Source organism: Bradyrhizobium sp. 40, from assembly GCF_023100925.1.
Taxonomy (GTDB): Bacteria; Pseudomonadota; Alphaproteobacteria; order Rhizobiales; family Xanthobacteraceae; genus Bradyrhizobium.
The window spans coordinates 3,727,340-3,753,094 of the sequence record NZ_CP064688.1 but is presented as its reverse complement, the minus strand read 5'-3'; the positions used below and the strand labels follow the sequence as shown (position 1 = coordinate 3,753,094).

Sequence of the window (25,755 nt, the reverse complement as noted above, 5' to 3'; positions counted from 1 at the left end):
CCCAATTGCCCGAAATGGATTTGCGAAGGTCGCTGCCAGTATACGCCGCAAAACCTTGCTTTGCCGAAGTTCGTCGGGGCATCCTTAATGCAAACGGCCGGCTTGCGCCGGCCGTTCAGAACTTGTTGACCATGCGCGGTGCGTGATGCTTGCGATCACGCCGGCACGTGACGCTATTACTTCACGCGACGCTTGACCTCGCGCACCGCGCCGCGCGCGGCGCTGGTGGTGAGCGCAGCGTAAGCCTGCAGCGCGGTCGAGACGTTGCGCTTGCGGCCGATCGCCTGCCAGGCGGCATCGCCCTTCGCCTCTTCCGCGGCGCGGCGCTTGGCCAGCTCCTCTTCAGAGACCTCGAGGGTGATGCTGCGGTTCGGGATGTCGATGGCGATGCGATCGCCGGTCTGCACCAGGCCGATGTTGCCGCCCTCGGCCGCTTCCGGTGACAGATGGCCGATCGACAGGCCCGACGAGCCGCCTGAGAAGCGTCCGTCGGTGACGAGCGCGCAGGCTTTGCCGAGGCCCATCGATTTCAGATAGCTGGTCGGATACAGCATCTCCTGCATGCCGGGGCCGCCGCGCGGGCCTTCATAGATGATGACCACGACCTCGCCGGCAATGACCTTGCCGCCCAGAATGCCTTCCACGGCCGCGTCCTGGCTTTCGAACACGCGGGCCGGGCCTGCGAATTTCAGGATCGAGGCGTCAACGCCGGCGGTCTTCACGATGCAGCCGTCCTGCGCGAGATTGCCGTAGAGCACGGCGAGACCGCCGTCCTTGCTGAAGGCGTGTTCGAGGTTACGGACCACGCCCTTCTCGCGGTCGGTATCGAGCTCGTCGTAACGGCGCTCCTGACTGAAGGCGATTTGGGTCGGGATGCCGCCGGGCGAGGCCCGGAAGAAGGTGCGGACGGACTCGCTCCTGGAGCGCTTGATGTCCCAGCGCTCCAGCGCATCGCTCATGGTCGGCGCGTGCACGGTCGCAACCGACGTGTCGATCAGGCCGGCGCGGTCGAGCTCGCCCAGGATGCCCATGATGCCGCCGGCGCGATGCACGTCCTCGACATGCACGTCGGCAACCGACGGCGCGACCTTGCAGAGCACAGGCACGCGCCGCGACAGGCGATCGATGTCGCGCATGGTGAACTCGACCTCGCCTTCATGGGCGGCGGCGAGCAGATGCAGCACCGTGTTGGTCGAGCCGCCCATTGCGATATCCAGCGTCATCGCGTTCTCAAACGCCTTGAAGTTCGCGACATTGCGCGGCAGCACGCTCGTGTCGTCCTGCTCGTAGTGGCGGCGCACGATATCGACGATGGTGTGGCCGGCCTCGACGAACAGGCGCTTGCGATCGGCGTGGGTCGCGACCACCGTGCCGTTGCCGGGGAGCGCAAGACCAAGGGCTTCCGTAAGGCAGTTCATCGAATTGGCCGTGAACATGCCCGAGCACGAGCCGCAGGTCGGGCACGCCGAGCGCTCGATCACCTTGACGTCCTCGTCGCTGACCTTGGAGTCGGCGGCTGCGACCATGGCATCGATCAGGTCGACCGCCTTGGTCTTGCCCTGCAGCGTGACCTTGCCGGCCTCCATCGGTCCGCCCGAGACGAACACGGCGGGGATGTTGAGCCGCAGCGCGGCCATCAGCATGCCGGGGGTGATCTTGTCGCAATTGGAGATGCAGACCATGCCGTCGGCGCAATGCGCATTGACCATGTACTCGACGCTGTCGGCGATCAGCTCGCGCGACGGCAGGCTGTAGAGCATGCCGTCATGGCCCATGGCGATGCCGTCGTCGACCGCGATGGTGTTGAACTCCTTCGCCACGCCGCCGGCCTGCTCGATCTCGCGGGCGACGAGCTGGCCGAGGTCCTTGAGATGGACATGGCCGGGCACGAACTGGGTGAAGGAATTGACCACCGCGATGATCGGCTTGCCGAAATCGCCGTCCTTCATGCCTGTCGCGCGCCAGAGGCCGCGGGCGCCCGCCATGTTGCGGCCGTGGGTGGTGGTGCGGGAGCGATAGGCTGGCATGGCGGTTTCCGTCCTCGGTTTGGCTGGCTGGGCGGGCGATTTTCGAAGCCGCCTCAGGCCTTTCCGGCCGGATAGCGCACGGGGGGAACGCGCGCAACGGGAACTTGGGCCGGACAGGGCTCCCCTGCTCCCGGCGCGGGCTCTTCGTAGCGCGGATGGAGCGCAGCGCAATCCGAGACAAGTGCGCGCCGGCGGACGAGACCGGCCCCGGATTACGCTTCGCTCCCCAGGCTACAAGTCGGCGCGCGCTTGCATTGGTTTCGGGCAATCGCGCGTGCAGGCCCATGCACCGCGCAAATGCAAGTGCGATAAAATCCGTAGTCGTCCGGAATGGAATCCTATTCCGATGTCGCGTACATCGCGGGACATCGATCGGCGGCCTTCCAAGGGCATCACCCTCTGATCGCGCACCACGGGGTTGGGGACCACATGGGGCGGGGATCAAGAGCTGGGGCAAGGTTACGAGGTCCGGACTCCTAGGCACTCCGGACCTCGGGACTTTCTAGATTGAACGTGATTTCGCGCCGCCGGCTTGATCAGCCGTGCGGCGCGAAGTCGTTTTGGCGTCGTTATGCCGACCCGGGCGCTTAGCGCGTCTGCGGCTCGATCGTTACCGTGCAGTCGCCCTGCCCTTGCGTCGCGACCACGATGTTGCCCGCGGCAGCGCCGAGGGCGATCGGCGCGGACGAGCCGCCGCCGGGCATCTGGACGGTCACGCTCAGGGAATCGTTTCGTGCGGTCGAGCCTACGGTGGAGGGTTCTGCCTGGGCCACATTGCCCGAGGCGTCACGCCGCATGATCTGGCAGTTCACATTGCTGCCCCCCGCGGCCGCCATTCCCGATGAGGTGCCGCCGCTCATCTGGGCGCGGGCTCGCGACGGATCGCGAGGGACCTGGCTGACGATGCGATGCGTCCGCGGCTCCACAATGACGACGTCGTCACCGGTCGCGAAATATTCGTAGTCTCGATATTCGGGCTCGATCGAGACGATCTCGGGCGGAAGCCTGTGAAGGCGCACGCGCGAGGGAATGGTCTCGCCGACCCGGATCGAAATGTTCAGATTACGCTCCGGCTCCGCCAGGCGTGCACGGCTCACCGTTTCGGAGATCCGCACCTGCTTCTCGGACGTCACCTGCGTCTGCTGATTGGCCTGCGTGTTGGTCTGCGTCGTCTGGTTGGCTTGATTGGTCTGCGTGCCCGAGGTGGCGGGCGCGGTCTGCGCATTGTTGGTCGGGGCCGTCCGGTTCGTGTCGGTCGCGGTGGCCGGTCGATTGTTCTGTTGCGCCGGCTGCTGCTGGTCAGCCGCGTTGCGCGGCGGCTGGGTCTGGTTGCGCTCGTTCTGGTTGGCCGCGGCACCCGTGCGCTCGTTCTGCTGGCTAGACGTGCCGGATTTGGACTTCTCGGACTCGGCCGTCGATTTCTGCGGCGCCGATTTGTCCTGCTTCGTCTCGGCGCTGCTCTTGCTGTCGCGTCCCGGTTTCGTGCTCTCGGCATCGCGATTGCGATCGCGCGAAGGCTCGCGGGAGTCCTGGGCCTGATCCTTCGACTTCGGCTGGTTGCGCTCTGCAGAACTCGCCGGCTGGCGCTTGTCGTCACTCGCGTCCTGCCTGGCAGCGCCGCCCTTCTCCTCGCGGCCAGCGCCCTGCAATCGGTCCTGGGCGCCCTGCGCGCGCTCTTGAACACGCTCCTGGGCGCCGCCGCGCTGCGGCGCAGCGCCTTTCGCCGGCTCCTCGTTGCGTCTCGGTTCGTCCCTCCGCTCACCGGGCGCCTGAGCGTAGGCGAAGCCGGAAGCAAGCATCAGTCCGATCGCTGCAGTCGATAACATCAAGTGCTTGCGCATGGTCCCTCTCCTCGGAAATTCGCAACAACAGACGCGAACGTTCTGTGGGTGCGAAGGTTCCTGATCAGGAACGAGGGCCGATCACGCGGGTCTCCCATCTCAGGCCGGTCTCACATCGGGTCCTTCATCGTGAGCCGCGCCGTGAATGTCACGCTGGTCTTGCCAACCAGCGCCATGCCTTCGACCTCGGCGCCGTCGGCGGAATAGTCGCCCGAAAAGCCGCAGGTCACTTCCCTGCCGCCGAACGCGAGCGGCTTGCCGACGGCCTCGGTGTGCTGATTGACGGTCATATCGCCGCGCCATTTTCCGTTCCGGAAGGTGTAGCTGCCAGTGTAGTAGAAATAGCTGTCGCCGCCCTTGATGCGGCCGTCGCAGAGCACGACGACGCCTTTGGCCTGGCCGCGCTTGCCGTCACGCATCTCAATCTCAAAGATGTAGAGGCCGTTGAGGACCTTCTGTGGGTTGCCGCCCTGCTCGGGCCCATCGCCGGCCGACATCGCTCATCTCCCGTTCAAACCGGCACATTCCGTTCGAGATCTTCAAGCCACGCCGCCGCGCTCGAATCCGACGGCGCGCGCCAGTCGCCGCGCGGCGACAACGAGCCGCCGGCAGAAACCTTGGGGCCGTTCGGCATCGCCGAGCGTTTGAACTGGCTGAAAGCGAAGAAGCGGCGCAGGAACACCTCGAGCCAGCGGCGGATCTCCTTGAGATCGTAGGCTCTGCGCTTGTCGGTCGGAAATGCCGGCGGCCATTCGCCCTCGGCGACGTCCTTCCACGCCTGCAGCGCCATGAAGGCAATCTTGGACGGGCGCATGCCAAACCGCAGCGTGTAGAACAGGTTGAAATCCTGGAGCTCGTAGGGACCGACCGAAGCTTCCGTGCTCTGCGGCTTCTCGCCCGGCTCGGCCGGAACCAGCTCCGGCGAGATTTCGGCCGACAGGATCGATCCAAGCGTTTGGTTGACGTCGTCGCTGAACTGCTTGGAAGCGATCACCCAGCGGATCAGATGCTGGATCAGCGTCTTCGGCACCCCGGCGTTGACGTTATAGTGCGCCATCTGGTCGCCGACGCCGTAGGTGCACCAGCCCAACGCGAGTTCGGAGAGATCGCCGGTGCCGATGACGATGCCGCCGTTGTGGTTGGCGAGCCGGAACAGATAGTCGGTGCGCAGGCCCGCCTGCACGTTCTCGAATGTGACGTCGTAGACCTTCTCGCCCTTGCCGAAGGGATGGCCGATGTCCTTCAGCATCTGCGTCGCCGTGGTGCGAATGTCGAGCTCCTGCCAACTCGTCTGCAACGCCTTCATCAGCGCCAGCGCATTGGTCTTGCTCTCGCTGCCGGTGGCAAAGCCCGGCATGGTGTAGGCGAGAATGTTCTCGCGCGGCAGGCCAAGAAGATCGACGGCCTTGGCGGCGACGATCAAAGCGTGGGTAGAATCGAGCCCGCCCGAGACGCCGATGACGACGCGCTTGGTGCCGGTCGCACGCATGCGCTGGACGAGGCCCGCGACCTGAATGTTGTAGGCCTCATAGCAGTCCTGCTCGAGCAGGCTCTCGTCGCTTGGCACGAACGGAAATCGCTCGATCTTGCGCAGGAAGCCGATATCGGCGGCCGGCGGCTTCAAGGCGAAGCCGACTTTCCGGAAGAAGGCCTCGCGCTGCCGGCGGTTGTCGTCGAACGTGCCCATCAGCGCGCGTTCCTGCCTGAGCAGGTCCAGATCGACGTCTGCCAGCGTGATCTGGCCGTCCTGCCGGAACCGCTCACCCTCGGCCAGCAGCACGCCGTTCTCGTAGATCGAGGTCTGGCCGTCCCAGGCCAAATCGGTGGTCGATTCCCCTGCCCCGGCCGCGGAATAGACATAGGCCGCGAGGCAGCGCGCCGAAGTCGATTGGCACAAGAGCGCACGCGAGCGGGCGCGGCCGATCGTGATCGGGCTGCCCGAGAGATTGATCAGCACGCTCGCGCCCGCGAGCGCTAGCTCGGAGGCCGGCGTCACCGGGATCCACATGTCCTCGCAGATCTCGACGCCGATGGTCAGTCCCGGAACGTCCTCGGCCGCGAACAGGAGGTCGACGCCGAACGGGGCATGCAGCCCGCCAAAGGCCACCATCTCACCGACGATGCCGGCGCCGGAGGCGAAATGCCGTCCCTCGTAGAATTCGCGATAGGTCGGCAGGTAGCTCTTGGGCACGACGCCGAGGACTTTGCCGCGATGGATGACGACCGCGCAATTGTAGATCCGATTGCCAAAGCGCAGCGGCGCGCCGACGATCAGGACGGACATCAGGGGCGAGGATGCCTCGACGATGGCCACGAGCCCGCGCTCAACCGCATCGAGCAGCGGATCCTGCTTCACGAGATCTTCGATCGCATAGCCGGACAGGCACAGCTCGGGAAACACGGCAACCGCCACCGACTGCGCATGGCAGTCCTTCGCCGCCGCCAGAACCGCCGTCGCGTTTGCCGTGGGATCGGCCACATGAGAGGTGGTGACGCAGGCCGCCACGCGCGCAAATCCGTGGGCATAGATCGAGTGGAAACTCATCGAGCACAGTCCCTTTGTCTCGTCGCGACCGGCCTCCGCCAGCTCTGGACTCCATTTAACCCATCGACATCGCCCCGTGCAGGCCATTCAACGGCATGCATAACGGATTTGCAGCTTCGCTGCCCGGCCCTTGGGGCAGTGTCAGGCTGTGCGCACCAGCATGCCGGGCAGATCGTCGCGCAGCCATTCGGCGATCCGGGGCCAGGCATGGGCATGGGTCCGCGCACCCATGAACAGCCCGAGATGATTGCTGGGCTCGGAGACCGCCGCAATGAAGGCCGGTGGGGTACCGAGCAAGCCGGCGGTGGCGAGCGCCTGCGCAGCCGGCACGACGTCGTCATCAAGCCCGGCCAGCAGGAATACCGGCGCCTTGACGTCCTTCAGATCAACCACGCGGCCGAGTGCCGTGAATTGGCCGCGCGCGATCCGGTTCTCCCGGAAAATCCAATTGACGATCTCGAGATAATAGGTGCCGGGCAGATTGAGAGGCTCGGCATTCCAGCGCTCGAAGCGTGCCAGCAGCGCCGCACCTTCCTCGCCGGAGAGGTCGCTCTGCAGCGCCGTCACGATGTCGTCGCGGCTCGGCGCCTTCGACCAGACCCGCAGCATCTCCTCGCCGCTGACATTGCCGCCGCCGCGGGCGACGAGCTGGTCATAGACCATCTCCGGTGCGTTGCGGGCGAGCTGCGACAGCCTGGAGTCGATCGAGAGGTCGACGGGCGCGCCTGCCAGCACCAGCCGCCGCACCTTGGCGGGAAAGCGCGCCGCATAGAGCAGCGACAGCCAGCCACCCTGGCACAGTCCGACGAGATCGACCGGCGCGCCGATCTCGTCGATGGCGACGTTGAGATCGCCAAGATAGCTGTCGATCGAGAGATAGCGCATGTCAGGCGTGGCTGAGCGCCAGTCGGTGAGATAGATCCGGTCGATGCCGCCATTTTGCAGGGACTGCACCACGCTGTGGCCGGGGGCGAAGTCGGCGATCAGGGCCCGGTGCAGCGCATAGGGCGCGCAGACCAGGGCCGGCTGACCGGACCCCGTCCGCGCGCAATTGCGCAGGCGCATGGTCGCGAGCTCCAGCGCGACCGAGTTGGGCGTGGTCCACGGCAGGCTGCTGTCGGCCTGCTCCGGCGGAGCGCGCTCGAGCCATCCGAAGCAGGCGTCCATCGCAAGCCGAGCCGCAGCGAACGGCCACAGCAGCGGGTCATCCGGGACCGCGCCCGGTGCGCGCTGCTGTTTGCCGGTCTTCTCTGCCATGGCTATCTCACGGTCCTCACAGGAAGGCCTCCAAGCTGACGAGCGAAATGCCGCGCTCCCGAAAACTCTGATGGGTCGCGGCCACCGAGCCGTCGAGATCGATGCCGCGGCAGGCGTCCTCGATGACGGCGACCTCGAACCCCGCCTTTCGGGCATCCTCCGCCGAGAAGCGGACGCAGAAGTCGAGCGCGAGGCCAACGACGAAGATCGTCTTCAATTCGCGCTCGCGCAGATATCCGAGCAGGCCGGTCGGCGTTTTCCTGTCGTTCTCGAACAGCGCCGAATAGGAATCGATGCCGCGCCGAAACCCCTTCCGCACCACCAGGCTCGCGCGGGTGACGTCGAGATCGCGATGAAATTCCGCGCCCGCCGTGCCCTGGACGCAATGGCTCGGCCAGAGCACCTGGACGCCATAGTCAAGCGCGATAGTCTGGAACGGCTGTTTGCCCGCATGGTTCGGCGCAAAGGAGACATGATCGCGGGGATGCCAGTCCTGGGTCAGCACCACATTGGCGAATTTTTGGGCGATCCGATTGATGGCGGGGACGACCGTCTCGCCGCCGGGCACCGCGAGCGCCCCGCCCGTGCAAAAATCGTTCTGCACATCGATGACCAGCAGCACGTCGCGGTCGGAAATCTTCATCGCAAGGTCCATTCCAGGCCATCCCGCGCGACCGGCGCAGAACGAACGTCTCCAGTGTCGATCTTCCCGCGCTGCTTCGCAACCACCGAAGCGGTGCGGCGATCTGCGCGAATGCACCCCGTCGGTGCCGGGATGCAACGGTTTGGGCTGATGCGTGTTGACTAGATCCACCCGGGGGCGGATTCTGAAAGCCGTTCGCATTTTGCGATCGGATAGAGCGGAGGAAGCGGTTCCCGCAGCCCGAAAGGCCGCGGCAGCCACACGCACATGACCATCGGCAAGACAGGACAGATTCTTCTCGCCGATATCGGCGGCACCAATGCGCGCTTCGCGCTCAGTCAGGGCGATGAGACCGGACCGATCGATTACGTCAAAGTGGCAGACTTCCCGACCGTCCGGGAAGCCATTGCCGATGTTCTCGCGCTTCGCTCAGACGGCAAAACGCCCCGAAGGGCTGTGCTGGCCGTCGCGGGGCCGGTGACCAACAACCGCTGCGTCATGACCAACAGCCCGTGGGTCATCGACGGCAACGAGCTTCAGCCGGCTCTCGGCTTCGACAGCGTCCATGTTCTCAACGATTTCGAGGTGGTGGCCTGGTCCCTGCCCGCCCTGCAGCCCGCCGACCTGATCCCGCTCGGCGGACAAGAGGGTCTTCCCGGAGAACCGTTGCTGGTGGTCGGTCCCGGAACCGGCTTTGGTGTTTCCTGTCTGGTCGAGCGCCACGGCTCACGGTTGGCCGTCGTCACCGAGGCGGGCCACGCGACCCTGCCGGCAGAGGACGAGCGCGAGGAACGCGTAATCGCGTGCATGCGCCGGCGCCTCGGCCATGTCTCCATCGAGCGTGGCGCATTGTCCGGTTCCGGCCTGCAAAGCCTGTACGAGGCGCTGGCCGAAGTGGAAGGCGCGCAGGTGCCGCATCGCGATGCCGCTGCCATCACGAAGGCGGCCTTGGAGGGCAGTTGCGAACTCTGCCGCGCGACGCTGGACATGTTTTGCGCCATCCTCGGCTCGGTCGCCGGCAATCTCGGGGTGACCTTCGGCGCCCGCGGCGGCGTCTATATCGCCGGCGGAATCGTGCCGCGCTTTCCGGAGTTCCTTGCGGCTTCCGCATTCCGGGCGCGCTTCGAAGCCAAGGGACGCTTCCAGGACTATCTCCGCGACATCCCGACCAGGCTGGTCACGAAACCTGATGCGAGTTTCCTCGGCCTGAAGATGTTCGCGGAGCACAACCAGCCTTAACGGCGCGCGCCTCCGTCCGCGGATTCCAGTCATGCACAGCTGATTGCACGGCACGCCCGCTCGACGCGGGATCGTGCTTGCGCGTTCGTCCCGGATGAGAAACAATCCTGGCTTGTGTGTGGCGTAGTTGCGGGGGCGTGACATGCGTAAGCAGGATCTGGGTTTCGACTATCACCGCTATCACCGCCTGCTGCTCGAGGCGGACGACGATGGCAAGCGGCTGGCCCTGATCGAGCTCTTGATCGAGGAAAAGGCGCGTGACCGCCTCGCCGCCCAGCGCGCTTCGGACCGCGCCGCCATGACGGCCCACACTATCGCTACCGTGCTGAAGAACGGGCGCCAGTGAAACGAGTGGTTGCGCTACGGTGCCCGAAAACGCGGCATCAATTGCGATTTCGTTAACGATCCCTCGAAAGCTCGCGTCAAACTTTTTGCTCTAGGAGTTCCCTTACCTGATGCAATTCAGGGGCAACAAAGGGGGGGAATGAACATGAGCATGATTTCGATCGCCGCGATGCCGGCCACCAGCGAAACGCGTTTGGCCGATTCTTCGTTTTCTTCATTCAAGACCATCTTGCTGTTTTGCTGCACGGGCCTGGTCGCCTCGTTCGGCCTGATGGCGCGCGGCATCGATCTCGGCGCCGGCCTGATGTGAGACCGCGACGAATTCCGTCGCGAAATGGCCGCCCCTGACGGGCGGCCATTTTTGTTTTTGGTCTCAGTGCGGCGTCTTTGCTGCCGCTTCCGGAAACATCGAATCGATCATTGCCTTGAGCTGATCGATCGAGATGGGCTTGCGCAGGATCGGCCGGCGCCGGAGCAAGGACGGCAGCAGTTCCGGACCGTAGCCCGTCGCAAACAGAAACGGCTTGCCGCGTCGCTCGATCAGGTCGGCGACCGGATCGACGTAGAGGCCCTTGAGATTGATGTCGAGGATCGCAAGATCGTACTGCGCGGTCATGGCGAAAGCGCTGGCGTCCCGAACATTATCCGCTTCCGCGATGACGTGGTGGCCGAGTTCCTCCACCATGTCCGTCATCATCATCCGGATCAACGTCTCGTCTTCGACCAGGAAAACGGAGAGTCCGTCCGCCATATCAACCCCGCCCATCAGCTTCCGAAGCTGATCATAACCGAATCGCGAAGAGGATTCACGAATTCGTGGCGGGGTCCGTTAATTCAGACGCGCCCGATCCGATTCAACTTGATCAATCCAGTCCTCGTTCGTGGCTGAGCCGCACCATCTCCTGTACGAACACCTGCTTCTGCTTGTCATCGAGGCTCGAATAGAGGGGCTCAGCGGCGTCGGCGACATTGCGCTGGTCGGCAGCGCGGTCGATGAGGAATTGGGCCTCGTTGCGCATCTGCTCGACGATGTCGTCGGGCGGATCCCGCTTGGCGCGCGCGACCCGCAGGTTTAGCCGCTCGGCACCGTTATGCCCGAGGTAGTGCATGGCGCTCGAGAAGCCGTACCAGTGCTTCTCCTGGTCGGGCGTGAGGTTCAGTTCGGTCTTGATCCGCTCGATATAGGAGTCGCTGTTGGTGACGATCTGGTCGGCGGTCAATTGCGGTGCGCCGGTCTGGGTGAGGACGGTGACATCCTTGTCCTGCGGCGCGTTCTTCGCCTCCTTGCTCGCCTTGGCGCCCTTGCCAGCCTTGGCGCTCTTGGCATCCTTGTCCTTGCCGGCGCCCTGCTTGGCGTCTTTGGCAGCGTCCTTGCTCGAATCCTTGCTTGAATCCTTGGCGGGAGGCGCCTGATTGCCATTATTGCCAACACCGAGCACGCCGGTGAAGACGCCGACCACACCGCCGATCGCGCCGCCGAGCACGCCGCCGACCGGACCTGCCGCCTTGTTCCCGGCCGCCGCTCCTTCCTGAACCCCTTTGACCAGGCCTTGAGCGTTCGCCACCGCGGCTGCGCCGAGCAGCAACGCGAAAACGGATCCCAGCGCGAACCATCGTCGCAGGTTAAGCCGCGCGAGCGGCGCCGGGTTGATCATTCTGGTCTCCATCTCGATCTGATTAGGCTGCTGGGGGTGAGAACCACTTGCCAGTTGCAACTCTATCGTTTTCACCGCTTCGAGGTCTAGCCACCGATAATTGCTATACACGCCCGAAAAGTGTTTGCCGCGAGGTGCTTATGCAGGCTCCTTGGAAACTGCGGCGTAATTGCGCACGTATCGGTCCAGCGCGCCCGCGCCCAGTGTGCATCGCAAAACGACCGACTGTGGTTTAGGGCTCGCGCGTGACGTCGAGGGCAGCGCCACCTTGGCGGACACAACGTTAGTTCTAGGCGCAAGCCGCTCGGTTTTCTCGACAGACGCAATCAATCATGATCTGATCGCGCTACCAATTTGCCTTCGAAGCCGATGGCATCAATAAGAAACGTCGAACGAGAAACTTAAAAAAAGAAAATCAAAAGTAGAACTCGGAAGAGTTCAGAGGAAACGCCAGAACAATAAAACACCCAAGCGAGGAAACGAGATGTCACGCAAGACACTGACGCGACGTCAATTTGTGGCTGCCACTGCAATGTCCTCCGCGGCGCTGGTCACCGCGCCCTATGTCCGAGGCGCTTACGCCGCCGGCAAGCTTTCGATCGGCTTCTGGGACCATTGGGTCCCTGGTGCCAACTCTGCCTCCACCGCGCTCGTCAATGAATGGGCAGCGAAGGAGAAGGTCGAGGTCTCCATCGACTACATCACCAGCAACAACAAGAAGCTCGAACTAACCGTCGCCGCCGAGGCGCAGGCAAAATCCGGTCACGACATTCTCCAGATGCCGACCTGGTGGCCGCACGCCTATGCGGAGCAGCTCGAGCCGGTCACCGACATCATGGAGCCGATCATCAAGCAGAATGGCGAGGTGAACGGCACGACCAAATATCTCGGCCAGGCCGGCGGCAAATGGCTTGCCGTCCCTGCCACCGTCGGCAGTCAGATCAAGGGCCCCTGCTCGCGCATCGACCTGATGAAGAAGCATGCCGGCATCGACGTCCAGGAGATGTATCCGGCCGGTAGCGTGCCCAAGGACGAGAACTGGACGATGGAAGTCTTTCTCAAGGCCGCCGAAGCCTGCAGCAAGGCTGGCGTCCCGTTCGGGATCGGCCTCGGCGAGACCACCGACAGCGTCGATACCGCCGGCGCGATCTTCCAATCGTTCGGCGCCGAGCTCGTCAATGCCAAGGGCGACATCACCGTAAAGACTGACGCCGTGCGTCAGGCTCTCGAATTCTACAAGAGATTGATCGCGGTGCTTCCGGCGGACGCGGCCTCCTGGGATGACGCGTCTAATAACAAATGGCTGATCTCGGGCCGCGGAGCACTGATCTTGAATCCGCCGAGCTCCTGGGCGGTTGCGAAACGCGACGCACCACAAGTCGCTGAGCAATGCTGGACGCACGGCATGCCCGCCGGTCCGAAGGGCCGTTTTGCACCGTTCCTGCCCTACTTCTGGGGCGTCTGGGCTTTCGGCAAGAACAAGGAAGCCGCCAAGAGCCTGCTGACCCATCTGTCGCAGCCGTCGTCGATCGAAAAGTTCGTCGCGGCGAGCGGCGGCTACGATCTCCCGGCTTTCGCAAACATGACGAAGCTCAAGACGTGGGCCGAGGAAGGGCCGCCGAAGGGCACGCTTTATAGCTATCCCGACCCACACGGCCGCCAGACGATGTCGATCGCGGCCTCGCCGGCGCCGCCGAAGATCGCCCAGCAGATCTACAACCAGGCGACGTTGACCAAACTGGCGCTGCGCTATGCCCGTGGCGAGACCATCGAGCAGGCGCTCGCCTGGGCCGAGGGCGAGTGCGAAGGCTTCATGCGCAGCTGATGCCGGGTATGTGGCATGGCGGTTCACGCGTTCGCGCGTGAGCCGCCGGGGATTCGCCCCCTTTTTCCATCGCCTTGCGAGAGAGGCCGACCGATGCGGGCGGCTTCCCTGTTGAATGTACCGTAAGAAAGTCTGACCATGGCCGATGTCGTCGTTGAGCAAGCTCGCTCCGTCCGTGCCGCCAGGCCGCGCAAACGGGCGAGCCTTAAAAATGCACTCAGGCGGAAGTCGACGATGGCGTTCTTCCTGACGCTGCCGCTGATTCTCCTGATCGCGCTGTTCGTGCTCTATCCTGCCTTCTACTCAATGCATCTCGCCACGCTGAACAAGTCGATGCAGAAGTTCGTCGGCTTGAGCAATTTCACCTTCCTGTTCAAACGCGACACGTTCTGGATGGTGGTGAGGCAATCCTGCATCTTCGCCCTCACCGCGGTGTTTTTCAAAGCGCTGATGGGCTTCATTGTCGCTCATTTCGTCCACAACCTCCCGGCCAAGGGCCAGCGCAAGTGGCGCGGCATGCTGCTGGTCCCTTGGGTGATCCCGCCGGCGATGAGCACCCTGGCTTGGCTGTGGCTGTTCGATCCCTCCTACAGCGCCTTCAATTACACGCTGTCGTTCTTCGGTGTCGGCCCGATCCCCTGGCTTGGCGACACCTTCTGGGCCCGTTTCTCCGTCATTCTCGTCAACGTCTGGTACGGCGCACCGTTCTTCATGATCATGTATCTGGCCGCGCTTAAATCGGTGCCCGACCAGCTCTACGAAGCGGCCGCCATTGACGGCGCCAATTGGTGGCAGAAGATCTGGCACATCACCCTGCCGATGATGCGCAACATCATCGCCATCACGACGCTGTTCTCGTTGATCGTCACTTTCGCCAATTTCGACATCGTGCGCATCCTGACCTCGGGCGGCCCGTTGGATTCGACGCATCTGTTCGCCACCTGGGCCTTCCAGGTCGGAATCCAGAGCAGCGATATTCCGCTCGGCGCATGCGTCTCGCTGTTCATGGTGCCGATCCTCGCAGTCGCGGCGGTCTTCATCCTGCGCGATGTCAACAAACGTGGGAACGAAGCCTGATGAGCACGCTTGCAATCGACAAGGGCGGTCCCACGCGCAAAGTCAAGTACCGGAGCATGAGCCGGGATCGGACATGGGCCCTGCGCTGGTCCTACTTCTTCCTGGTGCTGTTCGCGATTTTTTCGCTCGTTCCGCCGATCTACATGCTGATCACCTCCCTCAAGAGCAGCGCGGAGATTTCGGCGGCCACCAATCCCTGGTGGGTGTTCCATCCCACCCTGGCGAACTACGTCGAGCTGTTGACGTCGAACCAGTTTTTGCGCTTCTTCTGGAATTCGGCGGTCGTCTCCATCGTCGTTGTGTGCGTCACCATGCTGATCAGCATTCCTGCGGCCTTTGCGCTGGCAAGGATGAAGTTCTGGGGCTCGACGACGCTGGCGACCGGGGTTTTTCTGACCTACCTGGTCCCGGACAGCCTCTTGTTCATTCCGCTGTTCAAAATGCTCGCTGCTGTCCAGGACATCACCGGCATCACGCTCCTCAACCGATGGTACGTGCTGCTGTTCATCTATCCGACCCTGACGGTGCCGTTCTGCACCTGGATCATGATCGGTTATTTCGCCTCGATCCCGAAGGAGCTGGACGAGGCGGCTCTCATCGACGGCGCCTCCTGGCTCCAGACCCTGACTCGGATTTTCATCCCCGTCGCCCTGCCCGGCCTGATCGCAGCGACCATCTTCGCCTTCACCGTATCCTGGGCGCAGTTCCTCTATCCCCTGGTGTTCACGACATCCATCGACCAGCTCGTGCTGCCGGTCGGCATCACCACCACGCTGATCAAGGGTGACGTCTTCAACTGGGGTCAGATCATGACCGGCGCGCTGCTTGGCGCTGCCCCGCCGCTGGTCATCTACGCCTTCCTGATGGACTATTACATTGCCGGCCTGACCGCCGGCGCGACAAAGGGTTGATGTCTTATGGCTGAGGTTGCGTTGCGGAAGGTGGTCAAGCGTTACGACGACGTCGAGGCGGTGCGCGGCATCGATCTCGACATCTCCGACCATGAGTTCATCGTGCTCGTCGGCCCCTCCGGCTGCGGCAAGTCGACGACGTTGCGGATGATCGCCGGACTCGAAGACATCACCGACGGCGACATCATGATCGGCGGCGACGTCGTCAACGACGTGCCGCCGAAGGACCGCGACATCGCGATGGTGTTTCAGAACTACGCGCTCTACCCGCACATGACGGTCGCGGAGAACATGTCGTTCGGGTTGCGGCTCAAGCATTACCCGAAGGCCGAGATCAAGGCGCGGGTGACCGAGGCCGCCCGCCTCCTCGACATCACCGACCTGATCGACCGCAAGCCGAAGCAGCTCTCCGGCGGCCAGCGCCAGCGCGTTGCAATGGGCCGGGCCATCGTGCGCAACCCAAAAGTCTTCCTGTTCGACGAACCGCTGTCCAATCTCGACGCCAAGCTGCGCGTGCAGATGCGGATCGAGATCAAGAAGGTGCACCAGAAAGTGCGCACCACGACGGTCTACGTCACTCACGACCAGGTCGAGGCGATGACGCTGGCCGATCGCGTGGTGGTAATGAATAAGGGGCGGATCGAGCAGATCGGCACCCCGAACGAACTCTACCACAAGCCTGCGACGCGCTTCGTCGCCGGCTTCATCGGCTCGCCGGCGATGAACTTCATTCCGTGCAGGCTCCAGGACGTCGGCGGCAAGCTCAACGTCCGCCTGACGGACCGCATCTCGTTCCCGTTGCCGCCGGCCCGCGCCGCCCGTCACAGCGCGCTGCCCCGAACTGAAAACCTGTTGCTCGGCATCCGTCCCGAACATCTCACGGAATCGCATGCGCATCTGGAGCCGGGTGTCGAGACCTTCGACACCGTGCTTGATGTCACCGAGCCGATGGGAATGGAGACGCTGGTCTATTTCGGCCTGGAAGGCACGCCGATCTGCGGCCGTGTCGATCCCAATGCGGGCGCCAAGGACGGGGGCCCCATGCGTTTGGCGATGGACCTCAACAATATGCACCTGCTAAACGAGGCGACCGGCGCCGTATTGTGACGGCCGGGCAAGAAACTCGTGCAGGTAGGGACGATGGCGACCAACAAGAAGAAAATCTTTGTCACGCAAACTTTGTCGCAAGGGGCACGCGCCCTCCTCACCCAGCGAGATGACATCGAGCTCATCGAGTTTCCGAACCTGATCTCCGCCAAGGACTTCGACGCCTTGCTGAAGAGCCACGCGCCAGTCCATGGCGTAGCGCTCGGCGCCACCGCTTTCGGCGAGACCGAGCTCGAAGCCTCAAAGGACATGAAGGTGGTGACCCGGATCGGCGTCGGCTACGACGCCGTCGACGTCCCCGCCCTTTCCCGCCGCAAGGTGCCGCTGATGGTCGCGGGCAGCGCGAACTCGCCCTCGGTCGCCGAGCAGGCGCTGTTCATGATGCTGACACTGGCCAAACGCGCGCAGGAGATGCATTCCTGCGTCAAGGACGGCAAATGGGCCGACCGCCTCGGCATGCTGCCGTTCGATCTCTACGGCAAGACCGTCCTCATCATCGGCTTCGGCCGCATCGGCACCCGCACCGCCAAGCGCTGCCTGGCGATGGACATGAATGTGCAGGTTTATGATCCCTACAAGGCAGCCGCAGAGATCAAGGCGGCAGGCTGCGAGCCGGTCGCCGACCTCGATGCCGCGCTGCCGCACGCCGATTTCGTCACCATCCACTGCCCGAAGACGCCGGAGACCGTCGGCCTGTTCGACGCGGCGCGGATCGGCCGGATGAAGCCGAAATCCTACCTCATCAACACCGCACGCGGCGGCATCGTGAAAGAGACGGCGCTGTACGACGCACTGGTCTCGGGCAAGCTCGCCGGTGCCGGCATCGACGTCTTCGAGGTCGAGCCGCCGCCGGTCAGCAACGCGCTGTTCGCGCTGCCCAACGTCATCATGGCCCCCCATGTCGCCGGCGTCACGGTCGAGGCGGTGAGCCGGATGAGCGAGCAGACTGCGCGCAACATCCTGAGTGTGCTGGACGGCGATCCGATCCGGCAGAACATCATCAATCAGGATGTCCTGGGCTGAGCTATATCAAGGGCGGGCCGCCGCCCCCCGCCTTCGGAACGCCAGAATGAGTCCCATTTTGGTGCAGATCGAGCCCTCACTCAGCCTTAATCAAACCCGCGTAATAGGTCCGGCCGCGGCGGCAGTGGGACAGACTTGCCGGCCGCGTCGAGCTGGAGGATGGACCCTTGTCAGAGATCGACCCGACCGACCACGCGTTGGCGACCATCGCCAGCATCCTGGAGCATCCTGAACCCGTTCTCGTCGTGCGCGAGACCGAGACCGTGCGCGAGACCGAGACCGTCATCGTGACCGAAATGGTGGTTGCCGGTGAGCATGGGGTCGCCGACGAGCACCCTGTGGTCGATGAGCATCCGGTGGTCGAGGAGCAGTCGCTGGTGCCGGAGCACACCGATGCCGACGGCTACAGCAAGGTCGGCCCCGGGCCGATGGTGGCGATCCGTCTGAAATGGACGGTCCATCGCGGCGATGACGGCCAGTTCTACGTCCACGAGACCATCGGCGAGCAGTCAGTGCCCGTGGTCAGCGGCCCGATGACCGGCGAAGCCGCGGTGGATTTCGTCGACGCGCACGAGGACGAGGCACATCGGCGCTTCGAAGAGCTGCGCAGCGAGATCGCCGGCCGCAGCTCGCTCGCCGATTACGAGCGCAAGGGCGAAGCCTAGCGCTTTTTCGCGCGAAGTGGATGCCGGTTCGGCTTATCGTCGTCCGAGATAATCCTTCTTCACGAGCTCGACGCCTGCGTGCCGCAACAGGTCGTAGGCGGTCGTGACGTGAAAGAAGAACTGCGGCACGCTGAAGGTCAGCAGCAGCGTCCGCCCGGTGAAGGGCAACTCGGTCCCGTTCTTCAGCCTGAAGAAGACATTCCGTTCCGCCGCAGCATTGATCTCCGCGCGCGGCAGGCTTTCGATGAACTCGATTGACGTCGCGATGCGGGCCTGCAGTCCGGCCATGTCGTGCTCCAGCACCGGCAGCGTCACCGGCTCGCGCTCGGCCAGCAAGGCCGCGGCGACCGTGGCATGGCGGCAGGCCTCGCCGATCTGTTGCGCCAGATCGTACATGTCGGGCGCGATGCGCATGCCGAGCAGGACGGCCGGATTGAACTTCCGGGATTCGGCATAGGCAACGCCCTTGTCGAGCAGTGCGGACAGATTGCGCAGATACGGCACGAAGACGCCCACCGAGGCGTCATACATCGAGATCGTCACTTCAAAATTCCCTTCACTTCCGCCTCGCCAGCCACGGGCATCTGGTCTAAATCCAACCCTCGAGAGCTGCACAATGACAGCTTGGGCATGGGTGGAAAAGAGATGATCGTTCGAATGACCATTCGAATTCTGGCGACTTTGGCCGTGGTACTGCTGGCAAATCTTTCGGCGCAGGCACAGCAGGCGGCGCCGTCCCGCCTCGACGAGATCGTCAAGCGCGGCACTTTGCGCGTCGGAATGACCGGCGACTACAAGCCCTTCACCTATCTCGACAAGACGACGCAGCAGTTCAACGGCTTCGATGTCGACATGGCGGAGGCGCTCGGCAAGGCGCTGGGCGTCAAGGTCGAATTCGTGCCGACGGCCTGGCCGAAGCTGATGAAGGATTTCGAGGCCGATCAGTTTGACATCGCCATGGGCGGCGTCTCGGTCACGCTCGACCGGCAGAAGAAGGGCTTCTTCTCGACGCCGATCATGCGCGAGGGCAAGACGCCGATCGCGCGCTGTGCCGACGTCGGCAAATACCAGAGCATCACCGAGATCGACAAGAAGGGCACCCGCGTGATCGTCAATCCCGGCGGCACCAACGAGCGCTTCGCACGTGCCAACATCAAGGACGCCGACATCACCGTCTTCCCGGACAATACCGTGATCTTCGACGAGATCGCCAAGGGCAATGCAGACCTGATGATGACGGATGCCTCCGAGACGCGCTACCAGCAGAAGCAGCATCAAGGCGTGCTCTGCGCGGTGCATCCCGACAAGCCGTTCGACTTCTCAGAGAAGGCCTATTGGCTCCAGCGCGACATGGCGCTGAAGGCGTTCGTCGACCAATGGCTACACATTTCCATGCAGGACGGCAGCTACAAGAAGATCTACTCCGCCTGGTTCGACTAGGACCGCGTCCTCCTGTCGCTTGCGCCGGTCAAACTTTGGACCGGCTCCGGTGTTATTGAACCCGAAACGCAGAAAGCACGACTCATACGGTGACAGTGATCTAGATCACTTTTTGCGATCGGACCGGGGCGTAAGCGTCGGTGCGGGGACCACCTGTTTCAGGAGATGCGAAATGAGGAAGCTGTTGGCCACGGCCGCATTCCTTTTGGCGAGCACCGCTGCGCAGGCGCAGTACACCTTCGACTACGGAGGGCGTACCATCCGCATCGATCCCGATCGCGGCACGGTGCAAATCCCCGGCGTCTACGACAACACCGGCCAGGGCAAGGCGAAGAAGGCCAAGAACGATGCCAAGGGGGCTCCAAAAGCGGACCCGCAGGCACCGCAACAAGCCAAAGCTGACCCGCAGCCGCCGGCCAATCCGGCCCCGCCACCCGTCACGGCGGCTCCGGCTGCGGAGCAGGCACCTGCCCAAGCTCCCGTCCAAGCCCCCGTGGCCGTCGCGCCTCTTGCCCCGCCAGCGCCTCCGGCCACCACTGCGAACAACGCTCCGGCCGAAGACGCGCTAGTGCCGCCGCCTCAGCCGGCCCCGAGTGCTGCCCCGACGGTGGCCGCAGTACCGCCCGCACCGCCGCCGCCGCCCGCCCCGACGGTTGCAACTGCGCCGCTGGCGCCGTCTCCGCCTCCCCTCCCGGCGCCTGCGCCTGTCCCCGTTCAGTCGGCCGCCGTCGCGCCGCCGGCTCCCGCAACCGCGCCCACGCGCGACCTCAATTCACCGCTCGGCGTCTGGCTCACCGAGGAGAAGGAAGGCAAGGTCCGGATCGAGCAATGCGGCAGCAATCTCTGCGGCTACTCGGTCGATTCGAAATCGAACCAGAATGGCGAGCAGGTTCTGATCAACATGAAGCCCGGCAAGGATCAGAACAAGGACCAGAAATGGTCCGGTCGCATCCTCGATCCGAACTCCGGCTCGACCTACGATTCAACCATCGCGCTGAAGGGCACCGATCGCCTGCGCGTGCAGGGCTGCGCCTTCGGCGGCATGTTCTGCGGCGGCCAGACCTGGACGCGTGTGAACTGACTTCGGGGGCACACTCTGACCGACACAAGGGGACCCGCAGCGCGGGTCCCCTTTGCTTTTGCCGCCAAATCGATTGCGACGTGCGCGACATCACAGAGCCCGTCGCGCGCGTGACAGCCCTCACATCGCCGGTTCCGAGGCCGTGACACGATGCCCGCATGATCAACCCCAGGGGCGTGTCATGAACGGATTTCGCAAGGCTCTCTTCGCCACCATCATCGTCATCGCGTTGCCGGCCGCGCAGGCCAGCGCCAGCACTTTCGACGGCGCATGGAATGTCCGCATCTCGTCGTCGAGCGAGACCTGCGGTAACGGCTCGACCGTCGCGATCGGCATCAACAACGGTCAGATCGCCTCGAGCAACGCCATGGTGACGGCGTCAGGCCGCGTTGCGGATGCCGGCAGCATCAACGTCACCTTGAGCACCGGCATCAAGCGCGCCGTCGGCTTCGGCCGGCTCAGCGGCACCTCGGGCTCCGGCACCTGGCGCGGCAGCATGTGCACGGGCACCTGGACGGCGGAGCGGATGTAAGTGCTCTTGTCCCGGACGCGGTGCAGCGTGCAGCGCTGCTCCGCAGAGCCGGGACCAAGCATTCTTCGTGGATCCCAAATCTCGGGGTCCCGGATCGGCGCCGCACCGCCTTGCCGCGATGCGTCCTGTCCGGGACACGAGACGTTAGCCGACCGCCGCGCCGTATTCCGCGTCAGTCACGGGCTCCAGCCAGGTCGAGAACACGCCGTCGAGCGCTTCCTGCATGGCGATGTGGGTCATGCCGTTGGTCGGCGAACCGCCGTGCCAGTGCAGCTCGCCCGGTGGAATCCAGACGGTGTCGCCGGGACGGATTTCGATGACAGGGCCGCCCTTGGTCTGGACCCGGCCAACCCCCGAAATCACATAGAGCGTCTGCCCGAGCGGATGGTGATGCCAGTTGGTGCGCGCGCCCGGCTCGAACGAGACGCGCGAGCAGTTCAGCCGCGCCGGCGCGGGCGCCATGATCACGGGGTCCTGCCACACGGTGCCGGTGAAGTGTTCCCCGGGCGCACGGCGTGTCGGCCGCGTGCCTGCTACAGTGATCTCCATTGGATTTACCTCGTTTCCTTCCCGATTACTTCTTGCTTGCGGCGTAGCGCGCCTTGGTCTCGGCGTTCATGGGATAGAGGCCCGGGAGCACCGCGCCGTTGTTCACCTCGTTGACGATCCAGGCTTCCATCCGCTCCTGCTCGACGCCCTCATTGAGCACGTGTTCGAGCATCGCCTGCGGGATCAGCACGCAGCCATCCTGGTCGGCGACAACGATGTCGTTCGGGAACACCGCAACGCCGCCGCAGCCGATCGGCTCGCCCCAGCCGACGAAGGTCAGGCCGGCAACCGACGGCGGCGCGGCATAGCCGTCGCACCAGACCGGCAAGTTGGTGCCGAGCACGCCCTCGACGTCACGCACGACACCGTCGGTGACGAGTGCGGTGACGCCGCGCTTCATCATGCGCGCGCACAGGATGTCGCCGAAGATGCCGGCGTCGGTGATGCCCATCGCGTCGACCACGGCGATGCAGCCCTCCGGCATCGCCTCGATCGCGGTGCGGGTCGAGATCGGCGACGACCAGGATTCCGGCGTCGCCAGATCCTCCCGCGCGGGCACGAAGCGCAGCGTGAAGGCCGGTCCCACCAGGCGCGGCAGACCCGGGCGCAGCGGACGCGCGCCGCGCATCCAGATGTTGCGCAGGCCCTTCTTCAGCAGGACCGTGGTGATGGTGGCAGTGGTGATGCCGGCGAGGGTCTTGCGGGCTTCGGGGGACAGCGACATGGAAACAGACGAGCTCCGGATGGGCGGGAAAGAACGCGCGCATCTTGCGGGGTGCGGGCCTTGCGTCAAGGGCCAAGAGGATACCAATCATGCAGGGCCGCAGCGCAGTTATGCGTCGCGATAACAAGGCTTTATCGCCTCCCCCTGCATTAATTTATTGGACTTGCGGGCGCATTTACGCGAAGCAGGAACGAGCGGAGCTCAAGGCCGAGCCCGCGTAGCTCCAGAAGCCCGATTTCGACAGCCCATGTCCGCGACGCTTCCCCCGCCCCGCCTTCTGCCCAGTGGCGACAGCGCCGTCACGGTCGAGTTCAGCCGTACCATCGACGACGACGCCAACCAGCGCGTGCTGGCGCTCGACAAGGCGCTCGCAGCAAGCTCGATCGATGCCATCACCGAGTCCGTGCCGACCTATCGCTCGCTGCTGGTGCATTACGATCCCGGCAAGATCGACTTCGACGTACTTGGCGAAAAGCTGCTCGCGCTCGCCAGCCAGCCGCTGCCGCCAGCCACTAAGGCGCGCCGCTGGCGTATTCCCGTCGCCTATGGCGGCGAGCACGGCATCGACCTCGAGGACGTCGCGAAGGCGCTGAACACCACACCCGACGACATCGTCGCGCGCCACGTCGCCGGCGACTACAAGGTTGCCATGATCGGCTTTACACCGGGCTGGTCCTATCTCAGCGGCCTCGACAAATCCCTGCAGATGTCGCGGCGGCAGAATCCGCGGCTGCTGACGCCTGCCGGCACGATCTCGATCGGCGGCATCCAAGCCGGAATCCAGTGCCTGGCAGCGCCGAGCGGCTGGCACCTGCTCGGCCGCACACCGGTACGGACCTATCAGCTCCACCGCAATCCGACCTTCCTCACCGAACCCGGCGATCGCGTGACGTTTTTCGCCATCGACCACAAGACGTTCGAGGAACAGGACCGCGCCGCCGAGGCCGGCGAGATCATTGCCGAGCAGGTGGTCGCATGAGCCGGCTCGTGATCGCCAGCATCGGGCCGGCAAGCTCGGTCCAGGACGGCGGACGCCATGGCGCGCAACGCTATGGCCTGACGGTCAGCGGAGGGATGGACCGCCTGTCGCTCGCGGCGGCGAACACGCTTATCGGCAACGAACCATTCGCAGCCGTTGTCGAGGTCGGCCCGTTCGGCGCCGCCTTCACCGCGCGCGACGGTGCCGTGCGCGTCGCGGTTTCAGGCGCGCCGCGCAATGCGGACGTCGCGGGAAGTCCGGTCGCCATGGACACATCGGTGACGTTGAAGGACGGCGAGACGCTGACGCTGGGCTTTGCTCGCGGCGGCGCGTTCACTTATCTGGCGATCGAAGGCGGGATCAAGGGCGAGCCGGTGTTCGGCAGTCTCGCGGTCAACGCCCGTGCCGGGCTCGGCAGCCCCTACCCGCGCCCGCTGCAGGCCGGCGACGAGTTCAGCGTCGATGCCGCAAGCGGTGCACCGGAACTGCGCATCGAATTGCCGAAGCCATCGAACGGTCCGATCCGCGTCTTGCTGGGACCGCAGGACGACGAGTTCGACGACGCCAACAAGGCCCTATTCCTCGACAGCGAGTGGAAGATCTCGGCGACCTCCGACCGCATGGGCTACCGGCTGGAAGGCCCCGCGATCAAGCATCTGCATGGCCACAACATCGTCTCCGACGGAACGGTCAACGGCAGCATCCAGGTGCCCGGCAACGGCGCGCCGATCGCGCTGATGATGGATCGCGGCACCTCCGGCGGCTATCCGAAGATCGCGACCGTGATCACGGCCGATGTCGGCCGTCTCGCGCAGACCTCGGCAGGAACGGCGTTCCGCTTCAAGGCGGTCAGCATGGCCGAGGCGCAGGATGAGGCAAGGAAATTTGCGCAGCTGATCCGTAACCTGCCCGATCGCCTGCGCTCCGCCGACACCGTCGCGCTCAACATCGAAGCGCTCAGCGATGCCAACGTCGCGGGCTATGCTGTCAGTGCCGTCGACGCCGGGACCTGGCAGGTTGCGGACGAGCCGTAAACGACAAGACGACCAGAGACGGAGAGCACCCCATGAAGACGATCGATCTCAATTGCGATCTCGGCGAAGGTTTTGGCGCGTGGGAGATGGGCAATGACGCCGCCATGATCGAGCTGGCGAGCTCGGTCAACGTCGCCTGCGGCTTCCACGCCGGCGACCCCGACATCATGCGCCAGACGGTCGAGCTGGCGAAAGCGCGCGGCGTCTCGGTCGGCGCGCATCCTGGCTATCGCGACCTGCACGGCTTCGGCCGCCATCCGATCGCGGGCCTGAAAGCCTCCGAGATCGAGAACCTCGTCGCCTACCAGATCGGCGCGTTGCAGGCGATCGCGACGGCGGCCGGCCACAAGGTGACGCATGTGAAGGCGCATGGCGCGCTCTCCAACGTCGCCTGCGGGGATGACATGACCGCGAAGGCGATCGCCGCCGGCATCAAGGCGGTCGATCCGAGCCTAATATTCGTCGTGCTCGCCAATTCGAAGCTGGTGAAGGCCGGCGAAGCCGCCAATCTGCCGATGGTGCATGAGGTGTTCGCCGACCGCGCCTATGAAGACGACGGCAATCTCGTCTCGCGCAAGAAGCCCGGTGCGGTGCTGCATGACGCCAAGGCGATCGCCGACCGCGTGGTGCGCATGGTGCAGGACGGCGCGGTGGTCTCGGTCACGGGCAAGGTCATCAAGATGCGCACCGACACGGTCTGCATCCACGGCGATACGCCCGGCGCCGTCGACATCGCACGCGGCCTGCGGCAGGCGTTGAAAGATGCAGGGATCGAGGTCGCGCCGTTCAAGCGCGGGGCGTGAGGCTTGCTCGGTACCGTAGGATGGGCAAAGCGAAGCGTGCCCACCAAAATCCATCCTGCTTGCTGAGAGATGGTGGGCACGGCGCAAGCGCGCCTTTGCCCACCCTACGAGAGCTGCGAAGACTCGTTAGAACGGGTGCACCGACAGCGTGCCGAACACGATGGCGGCGATGACCGCGAAGGCGCTGTACATCGCGGCATGATGCACGCTCGCACCGGTCCGCCGCGAGAGTGAGCGCGCGTAGAAGTGCAGCCTGGCTTCCGCCGATAGTTCGCGCATGGTCGATCTCCAACGCCCCATTTGCGGGATTATGAGGGATCAACGGGGGTGGCGGGCAAGAGCCCCGCGGAAATAGCGATGCGGGTTCTCTGAAAACCCTGCATCACAGGAGCAAATTCTCCCCACCCCCAACTTCAGAGAATCTTATTCGTTCAAATCCGAGCCAGTTGGAAC

The 25,755-nt window shown here is 64.3% G+C and carries 27 protein-coding genes; 15 read left to right on the top strand and 12 right to left on the bottom strand.

The window, feature by feature from the left end:
- Positions 1-176: 176 nt before the first annotated feature.
- The 6 genes from ilvD to pncA all read right to left on the bottom strand — a co-directional run bounded on the left by ilvD (position 177) and on the right by pncA (position 8,325).
- Entirely contained in the window at positions 177-2,027 is a 1,851-nt protein-coding gene (ilvD, locus tag IVB40_RS18270; RefSeq protein WP_247815889.1) for a dihydroxy-acid dehydratase, read from the bottom strand.
- A gap of 587 nt (positions 2,028-2,614) precedes the next feature.
- A complete protein-coding gene (locus IVB40_RS18265) occupies positions 2,615-3,868 on the bottom strand; it encodes a DUF1236 domain-containing protein (RefSeq protein ID WP_247815888.1) in 1,254 nt (417 codons plus the stop codon).
- 110 nt (positions 3,869-3,978) lie between these two features.
- Positions 3,979-4,365, bottom strand: coding sequence for a GrlR family regulatory protein (locus IVB40_RS18260; protein ID WP_247815887.1), 387 nt, complete (start codon positions 4,363-4,365; stop codon positions 3,979-3,981).
- A gap of 14 nt (positions 4,366-4,379) precedes the next feature.
- Positions 4,380-6,413: an NAD(+) synthase gene (locus IVB40_RS18255; protein WP_247815886.1), complete on the bottom strand. Its 2,034-nt coding sequence runs from the start codon at positions 6,411-6,413 to the stop codon at positions 4,380-4,382.
- A 141-nt stretch (positions 6,414-6,554) separates the two neighbouring features.
- Positions 6,555-7,670 carry an alpha/beta fold hydrolase gene (locus tag IVB40_RS18250; protein WP_247815885.1) on the bottom strand — a complete coding sequence of 372 codons (1,116 nt, stop codon included), beginning with the start codon at positions 7,668-7,670 and terminating at the stop codon, positions 6,555-6,557.
- A gap of 16 nt (positions 7,671-7,686) precedes the next feature.
- Positions 7,687-8,325: a bifunctional nicotinamidase/pyrazinamidase gene (gene pncA / locus IVB40_RS18245; RefSeq protein WP_247815884.1), complete on the bottom strand. Its 639-nt coding sequence runs from the start codon at positions 8,323-8,325 to the stop codon at positions 7,687-7,689.
- Between the two features lie 255 nt (positions 8,326-8,580).
- Here pncA and glk point away from each other — a divergent pair, with 255 nt between their 5' ends.
- From glk to IVB40_RS18230, 3 genes are all read left to right on the top strand, one after another.
- Positions 8,581-9,552 (top strand): glucokinase, encoded by a 972-nt coding sequence (gene glk / locus IVB40_RS18240; RefSeq protein WP_247815883.1) that lies wholly within the window; start codon positions 8,581-8,583, stop codon positions 9,550-9,552.
- 142 nt (positions 9,553-9,694) lie between these two features.
- Positions 9,695-9,898, top strand: coding sequence for a hypothetical protein (locus IVB40_RS18235; RefSeq protein ID WP_007590943.1), 204 nt, complete (start codon positions 9,695-9,697; stop codon positions 9,896-9,898).
- A 9-nt stretch (positions 9,899-9,907) separates the two neighbouring features.
- Complete coding sequence (locus IVB40_RS18230; RefSeq protein WP_247815882.1) at positions 9,908-10,207, top strand: hypothetical protein; 300 nt, start codon at positions 9,908-9,910, stop codon at positions 10,205-10,207.
- A 63-nt stretch (positions 10,208-10,270) separates the two neighbouring features.
- On the opposite strand, the gene IVB40_RS18225 is transcribed toward IVB40_RS18230, so the two are convergent.
- Both IVB40_RS18225 and IVB40_RS18220 read right to left on the bottom strand, forming a co-directional pair.
- Complete coding sequence (locus tag IVB40_RS18225) at positions 10,271-10,648, bottom strand: response regulator (protein ID WP_027566971.1); 378 nt, start codon at positions 10,646-10,648, stop codon at positions 10,271-10,273.
- 112 nt (positions 10,649-10,760) lie between these two features.
- Positions 10,761-11,552 carry a Spy/CpxP family protein refolding chaperone gene (locus tag IVB40_RS18220; protein ID WP_247815881.1) on the bottom strand — a complete coding sequence of 264 codons (792 nt, stop codon included), beginning with the start codon at positions 11,550-11,552 and terminating at the stop codon, positions 10,761-10,763.
- A gap of 484 nt (positions 11,553-12,036) precedes the next feature.
- Between IVB40_RS18220 and IVB40_RS18215 the strand changes: the two genes are divergently transcribed.
- The 6 genes from IVB40_RS18215 (at position 12,037) to IVB40_RS18190 (ending at position 18,160) form a co-directional block, all read left to right on the top strand.
- Complete coding sequence (locus tag IVB40_RS18215) at positions 12,037-13,377, top strand: extracellular solute-binding protein (RefSeq protein ID WP_247408778.1); 1,341 nt, start codon at positions 12,037-12,039, stop codon at positions 13,375-13,377.
- A 138-nt stretch (positions 13,378-13,515) separates the two neighbouring features.
- A complete protein-coding gene (locus IVB40_RS18210; protein WP_247289962.1) occupies positions 13,516-14,454 on the top strand; it encodes a sugar ABC transporter permease in 939 nt (312 codons plus the stop codon).
- Positions 14,454-15,365 carry a carbohydrate ABC transporter permease gene (locus IVB40_RS18205; protein WP_247289960.1) on the top strand — a complete coding sequence of 304 codons (912 nt, stop codon included), beginning with the start codon at positions 14,454-14,456 and terminating at the stop codon, positions 15,363-15,365. Before IVB40_RS18210 ends, IVB40_RS18205 begins: the two co-directional genes overlap by 1 nt.
- A gap of 6 nt (positions 15,366-15,371) precedes the next feature.
- Entirely contained in the window at positions 15,372-16,472 is a 1,101-nt protein-coding gene (gene ugpC, locus IVB40_RS18200; protein ID WP_247815880.1) for a sn-glycerol-3-phosphate ABC transporter ATP-binding protein UgpC, read from the top strand.
- Positions 16,473-16,505: 33 nt separating this feature from the next.
- Positions 16,506-17,495, top strand: a complete 990-nt coding sequence (locus IVB40_RS18195) for a hydroxyacid dehydrogenase (protein ID WP_247815879.1) — start codon at positions 16,506-16,508, stop codon at positions 17,493-17,495.
- A gap of 167 nt (positions 17,496-17,662) precedes the next feature.
- On the top strand, positions 17,663-18,160 hold the full coding sequence (locus IVB40_RS18190) for a hypothetical protein (protein ID WP_247819490.1): 498 nt from the start codon (positions 17,663-17,665) through the stop codon (positions 18,158-18,160).
- Positions 18,161-18,193: 33 nt separating this feature from the next.
- On the opposite strand, the gene IVB40_RS18185 is transcribed toward IVB40_RS18190, so the two are convergent.
- On the bottom strand, positions 18,194-18,691 hold the full coding sequence (locus IVB40_RS18185) for a DUF1993 domain-containing protein (RefSeq protein ID WP_247408836.1): 498 nt from the start codon (positions 18,689-18,691) through the stop codon (positions 18,194-18,196).
- Positions 18,692-18,817: 126 nt separating this feature from the next.
- Here IVB40_RS18185 and IVB40_RS18180 point away from each other — a divergent pair, with 126 nt between their 5' ends.
- From IVB40_RS18180 to IVB40_RS18170, 3 genes are all read left to right on the top strand, one after another.
- A complete protein-coding gene (locus tag IVB40_RS18180) occupies positions 18,818-19,600 on the top strand; it encodes a transporter substrate-binding domain-containing protein (protein ID WP_247819489.1) in 783 nt (260 codons plus the stop codon).
- A 172-nt stretch (positions 19,601-19,772) separates the two neighbouring features.
- A complete protein-coding gene (locus IVB40_RS18175; RefSeq protein WP_247819488.1) occupies positions 19,773-20,681 on the top strand; it encodes a DUF2147 domain-containing protein in 909 nt (302 codons plus the stop codon).
- A 181-nt stretch (positions 20,682-20,862) separates the two neighbouring features.
- Positions 20,863-21,213 (top strand): hypothetical protein, encoded by a 351-nt coding sequence (locus IVB40_RS18170; RefSeq protein WP_027566981.1) that lies wholly within the window; start codon positions 20,863-20,865, stop codon positions 21,211-21,213.
- Positions 21,214-21,357: 144 nt separating this feature from the next.
- On the opposite strand, the gene IVB40_RS18165 is transcribed toward IVB40_RS18170, so the two are convergent.
- Positions 21,358-21,762: a cupin domain-containing protein gene (locus IVB40_RS18165; RefSeq protein ID WP_106944817.1), complete on the bottom strand. Its 405-nt coding sequence runs from the start codon at positions 21,760-21,762 to the stop codon at positions 21,358-21,360.
- A 25-nt stretch (positions 21,763-21,787) separates the two neighbouring features.
- Positions 21,788-22,486 (bottom strand): ribonuclease activity regulator RraA, encoded by a 699-nt coding sequence (locus IVB40_RS18160; RefSeq protein ID WP_007590912.1) that lies wholly within the window; start codon positions 22,484-22,486, stop codon positions 21,788-21,790.
- A 247-nt stretch (positions 22,487-22,733) separates the two neighbouring features.
- Here IVB40_RS18160 and pxpB point away from each other — a divergent pair, with 247 nt between their 5' ends.
- Genes pxpB through IVB40_RS18145 form a run of 3 tightly spaced genes read left to right on the top strand, consistent with a single transcriptional unit; the run spans position 22,734 to position 25,302 of the window.
- Complete coding sequence (pxpB, locus tag IVB40_RS18155; protein WP_247289946.1) at positions 22,734-23,465, top strand: 5-oxoprolinase subunit PxpB; 732 nt, start codon at positions 22,734-22,736, stop codon at positions 23,463-23,465.
- Entirely contained in the window at positions 23,462-24,499 is a 1,038-nt protein-coding gene (locus IVB40_RS18150) for a biotin-dependent carboxyltransferase family protein (RefSeq protein WP_247819487.1), read from the top strand. The genes pxpB and IVB40_RS18150 overlap by 4 nt, the downstream gene beginning before the upstream one ends.
- Before the next feature lie 32 nt (positions 24,500-24,531).
- Positions 24,532-25,302 carry a 5-oxoprolinase subunit PxpA gene (locus tag IVB40_RS18145; protein ID WP_247819486.1) on the top strand — a complete coding sequence of 257 codons (771 nt, stop codon included), beginning with the start codon at positions 24,532-24,534 and terminating at the stop codon, positions 25,300-25,302.
- Positions 25,303-25,428: 126 nt separating this feature from the next.
- Here IVB40_RS18145 and IVB40_RS18140 read toward each other — a convergent pair whose 3' ends face one another.
- Positions 25,429-25,581, bottom strand: a complete 153-nt coding sequence (locus tag IVB40_RS18140; RefSeq protein ID WP_007590908.1) for a hypothetical protein — start codon at positions 25,579-25,581, stop codon at positions 25,429-25,431.
- Between the last annotated feature and the right edge of the window lie 174 nt (positions 25,582-25,755).

What these genes read in the sequence shown, in the direction of transcription:
- pncA (WP_247815884.1), bottom strand. Translation starts at nt 8,325, where the DNA reads ATGGACCTTGCGATGAAGATTTCCGACCGCGACGTGCTGCTGGTCATC.
- ugpC (WP_247815880.1), top strand. Translation starts at nt 15,372, where the DNA reads ATGGCTGAGGTTGCGTTGCGGAAGGTGGTCAAGCGTTACGACGACGTC.
- glk (WP_247815883.1), top strand. Translation starts at nt 8,581, where the DNA reads ATGACCATCGGCAAGACAGGACAGATTCTTCTCGCCGATATCGGCGGC.
- IVB40_RS18210 (WP_247289962.1), top strand. Translation starts at nt 13,516, where the DNA reads ATGGCCGATGTCGTCGTTGAGCAAGCTCGCTCCGTCCGTGCCGCCAGG.
- IVB40_RS18225 (WP_027566971.1), bottom strand. Translation starts at nt 10,648, where the DNA reads ATGGCGGACGGACTCTCCGTTTTCCTGGTCGAAGACGAGACGTTGATC.
- IVB40_RS18160 (WP_007590912.1), bottom strand. Translation starts at nt 22,486, where the DNA reads ATGTCGCTGTCCCCCGAAGCCCGCAAGACCCTCGCCGGCATCACCACT.
- IVB40_RS18255 (WP_247815886.1), bottom strand. Translation starts at nt 6,413, where the DNA reads ATGAGTTTCCACTCGATCTATGCCCACGGATTTGCGCGCGTGGCGGCC.
- IVB40_RS18145 (WP_247819486.1), top strand. Translation starts at nt 24,532, where the DNA reads ATGAAGACGATCGATCTCAATTGCGATCTCGGCGAAGGTTTTGGCGCG.
- IVB40_RS18170 (WP_027566981.1), top strand. Translation starts at nt 20,863, where the DNA reads ATGAACGGATTTCGCAAGGCTCTCTTCGCCACCATCATCGTCATCGCG.
- IVB40_RS18250 (WP_247815885.1), bottom strand. Translation starts at nt 7,670, where the DNA reads ATGGCAGAGAAGACCGGCAAACAGCAGCGCGCACCGGGCGCGGTCCCG.
- IVB40_RS18185 (WP_247408836.1), bottom strand. Translation starts at nt 18,691, where the DNA reads ATGTATGACGCCTCGGTGGGCGTCTTCGTGCCGTATCTGCGCAATCTG.
- IVB40_RS18165 (WP_106944817.1), bottom strand. Translation starts at nt 21,762, where the DNA reads ATGGAGATCACTGTAGCAGGCACGCGGCCGACACGCCGTGCGCCCGGG.
- pxpB (WP_247289946.1), top strand. Translation starts at nt 22,734, where the DNA reads ATGTCCGCGACGCTTCCCCCGCCCCGCCTTCTGCCCAGTGGCGACAGC.
- ilvD (WP_247815889.1), bottom strand. Translation starts at nt 2,027, where the DNA reads ATGCCAGCCTATCGCTCCCGCACCACCACCCACGGCCGCAACATGGCG.
- IVB40_RS18195 (WP_247815879.1), top strand. Translation starts at nt 16,506, where the DNA reads ATGGCGACCAACAAGAAGAAAATCTTTGTCACGCAAACTTTGTCGCAA.
- IVB40_RS18220 (WP_247815881.1), bottom strand. Translation starts at nt 11,552, where the DNA reads ATGATCAACCCGGCGCCGCTCGCGCGGCTTAACCTGCGACGATGGTTC.
- IVB40_RS18150 (WP_247819487.1), top strand. Translation starts at nt 23,462, where the DNA reads ATGAGCCGGCTCGTGATCGCCAGCATCGGGCCGGCAAGCTCGGTCCAG.
- IVB40_RS18180 (WP_247819489.1), top strand. Translation starts at nt 18,818, where the DNA reads ATGACCATTCGAATTCTGGCGACTTTGGCCGTGGTACTGCTGGCAAAT.
- IVB40_RS18260 (WP_247815887.1), bottom strand. Translation starts at nt 4,365, where the DNA reads ATGTCGGCCGGCGATGGGCCCGAGCAGGGCGGCAACCCACAGAAGGTC.
- IVB40_RS18235 (WP_007590943.1), top strand. Translation starts at nt 9,695, where the DNA reads ATGCGTAAGCAGGATCTGGGTTTCGACTATCACCGCTATCACCGCCTG.
- IVB40_RS18175 (WP_247819488.1), top strand. Translation starts at nt 19,773, where the DNA reads ATGAGGAAGCTGTTGGCCACGGCCGCATTCCTTTTGGCGAGCACCGCT.
- IVB40_RS18140 (WP_007590908.1), bottom strand. Translation starts at nt 25,581, where the DNA reads ATGCGCGAACTATCGGCGGAAGCCAGGCTGCACTTCTACGCGCGCTCA.
- IVB40_RS18265 (WP_247815888.1), bottom strand. Translation starts at nt 3,868, where the DNA reads ATGCGCAAGCACTTGATGTTATCGACTGCAGCGATCGGACTGATGCTT.
- IVB40_RS18205 (WP_247289960.1), top strand. Translation starts at nt 14,454, where the DNA reads ATGAGCACGCTTGCAATCGACAAGGGCGGTCCCACGCGCAAAGTCAAG.
- IVB40_RS18215 (WP_247408778.1), top strand. Translation starts at nt 12,037, where the DNA reads ATGTCACGCAAGACACTGACGCGACGTCAATTTGTGGCTGCCACTGCA.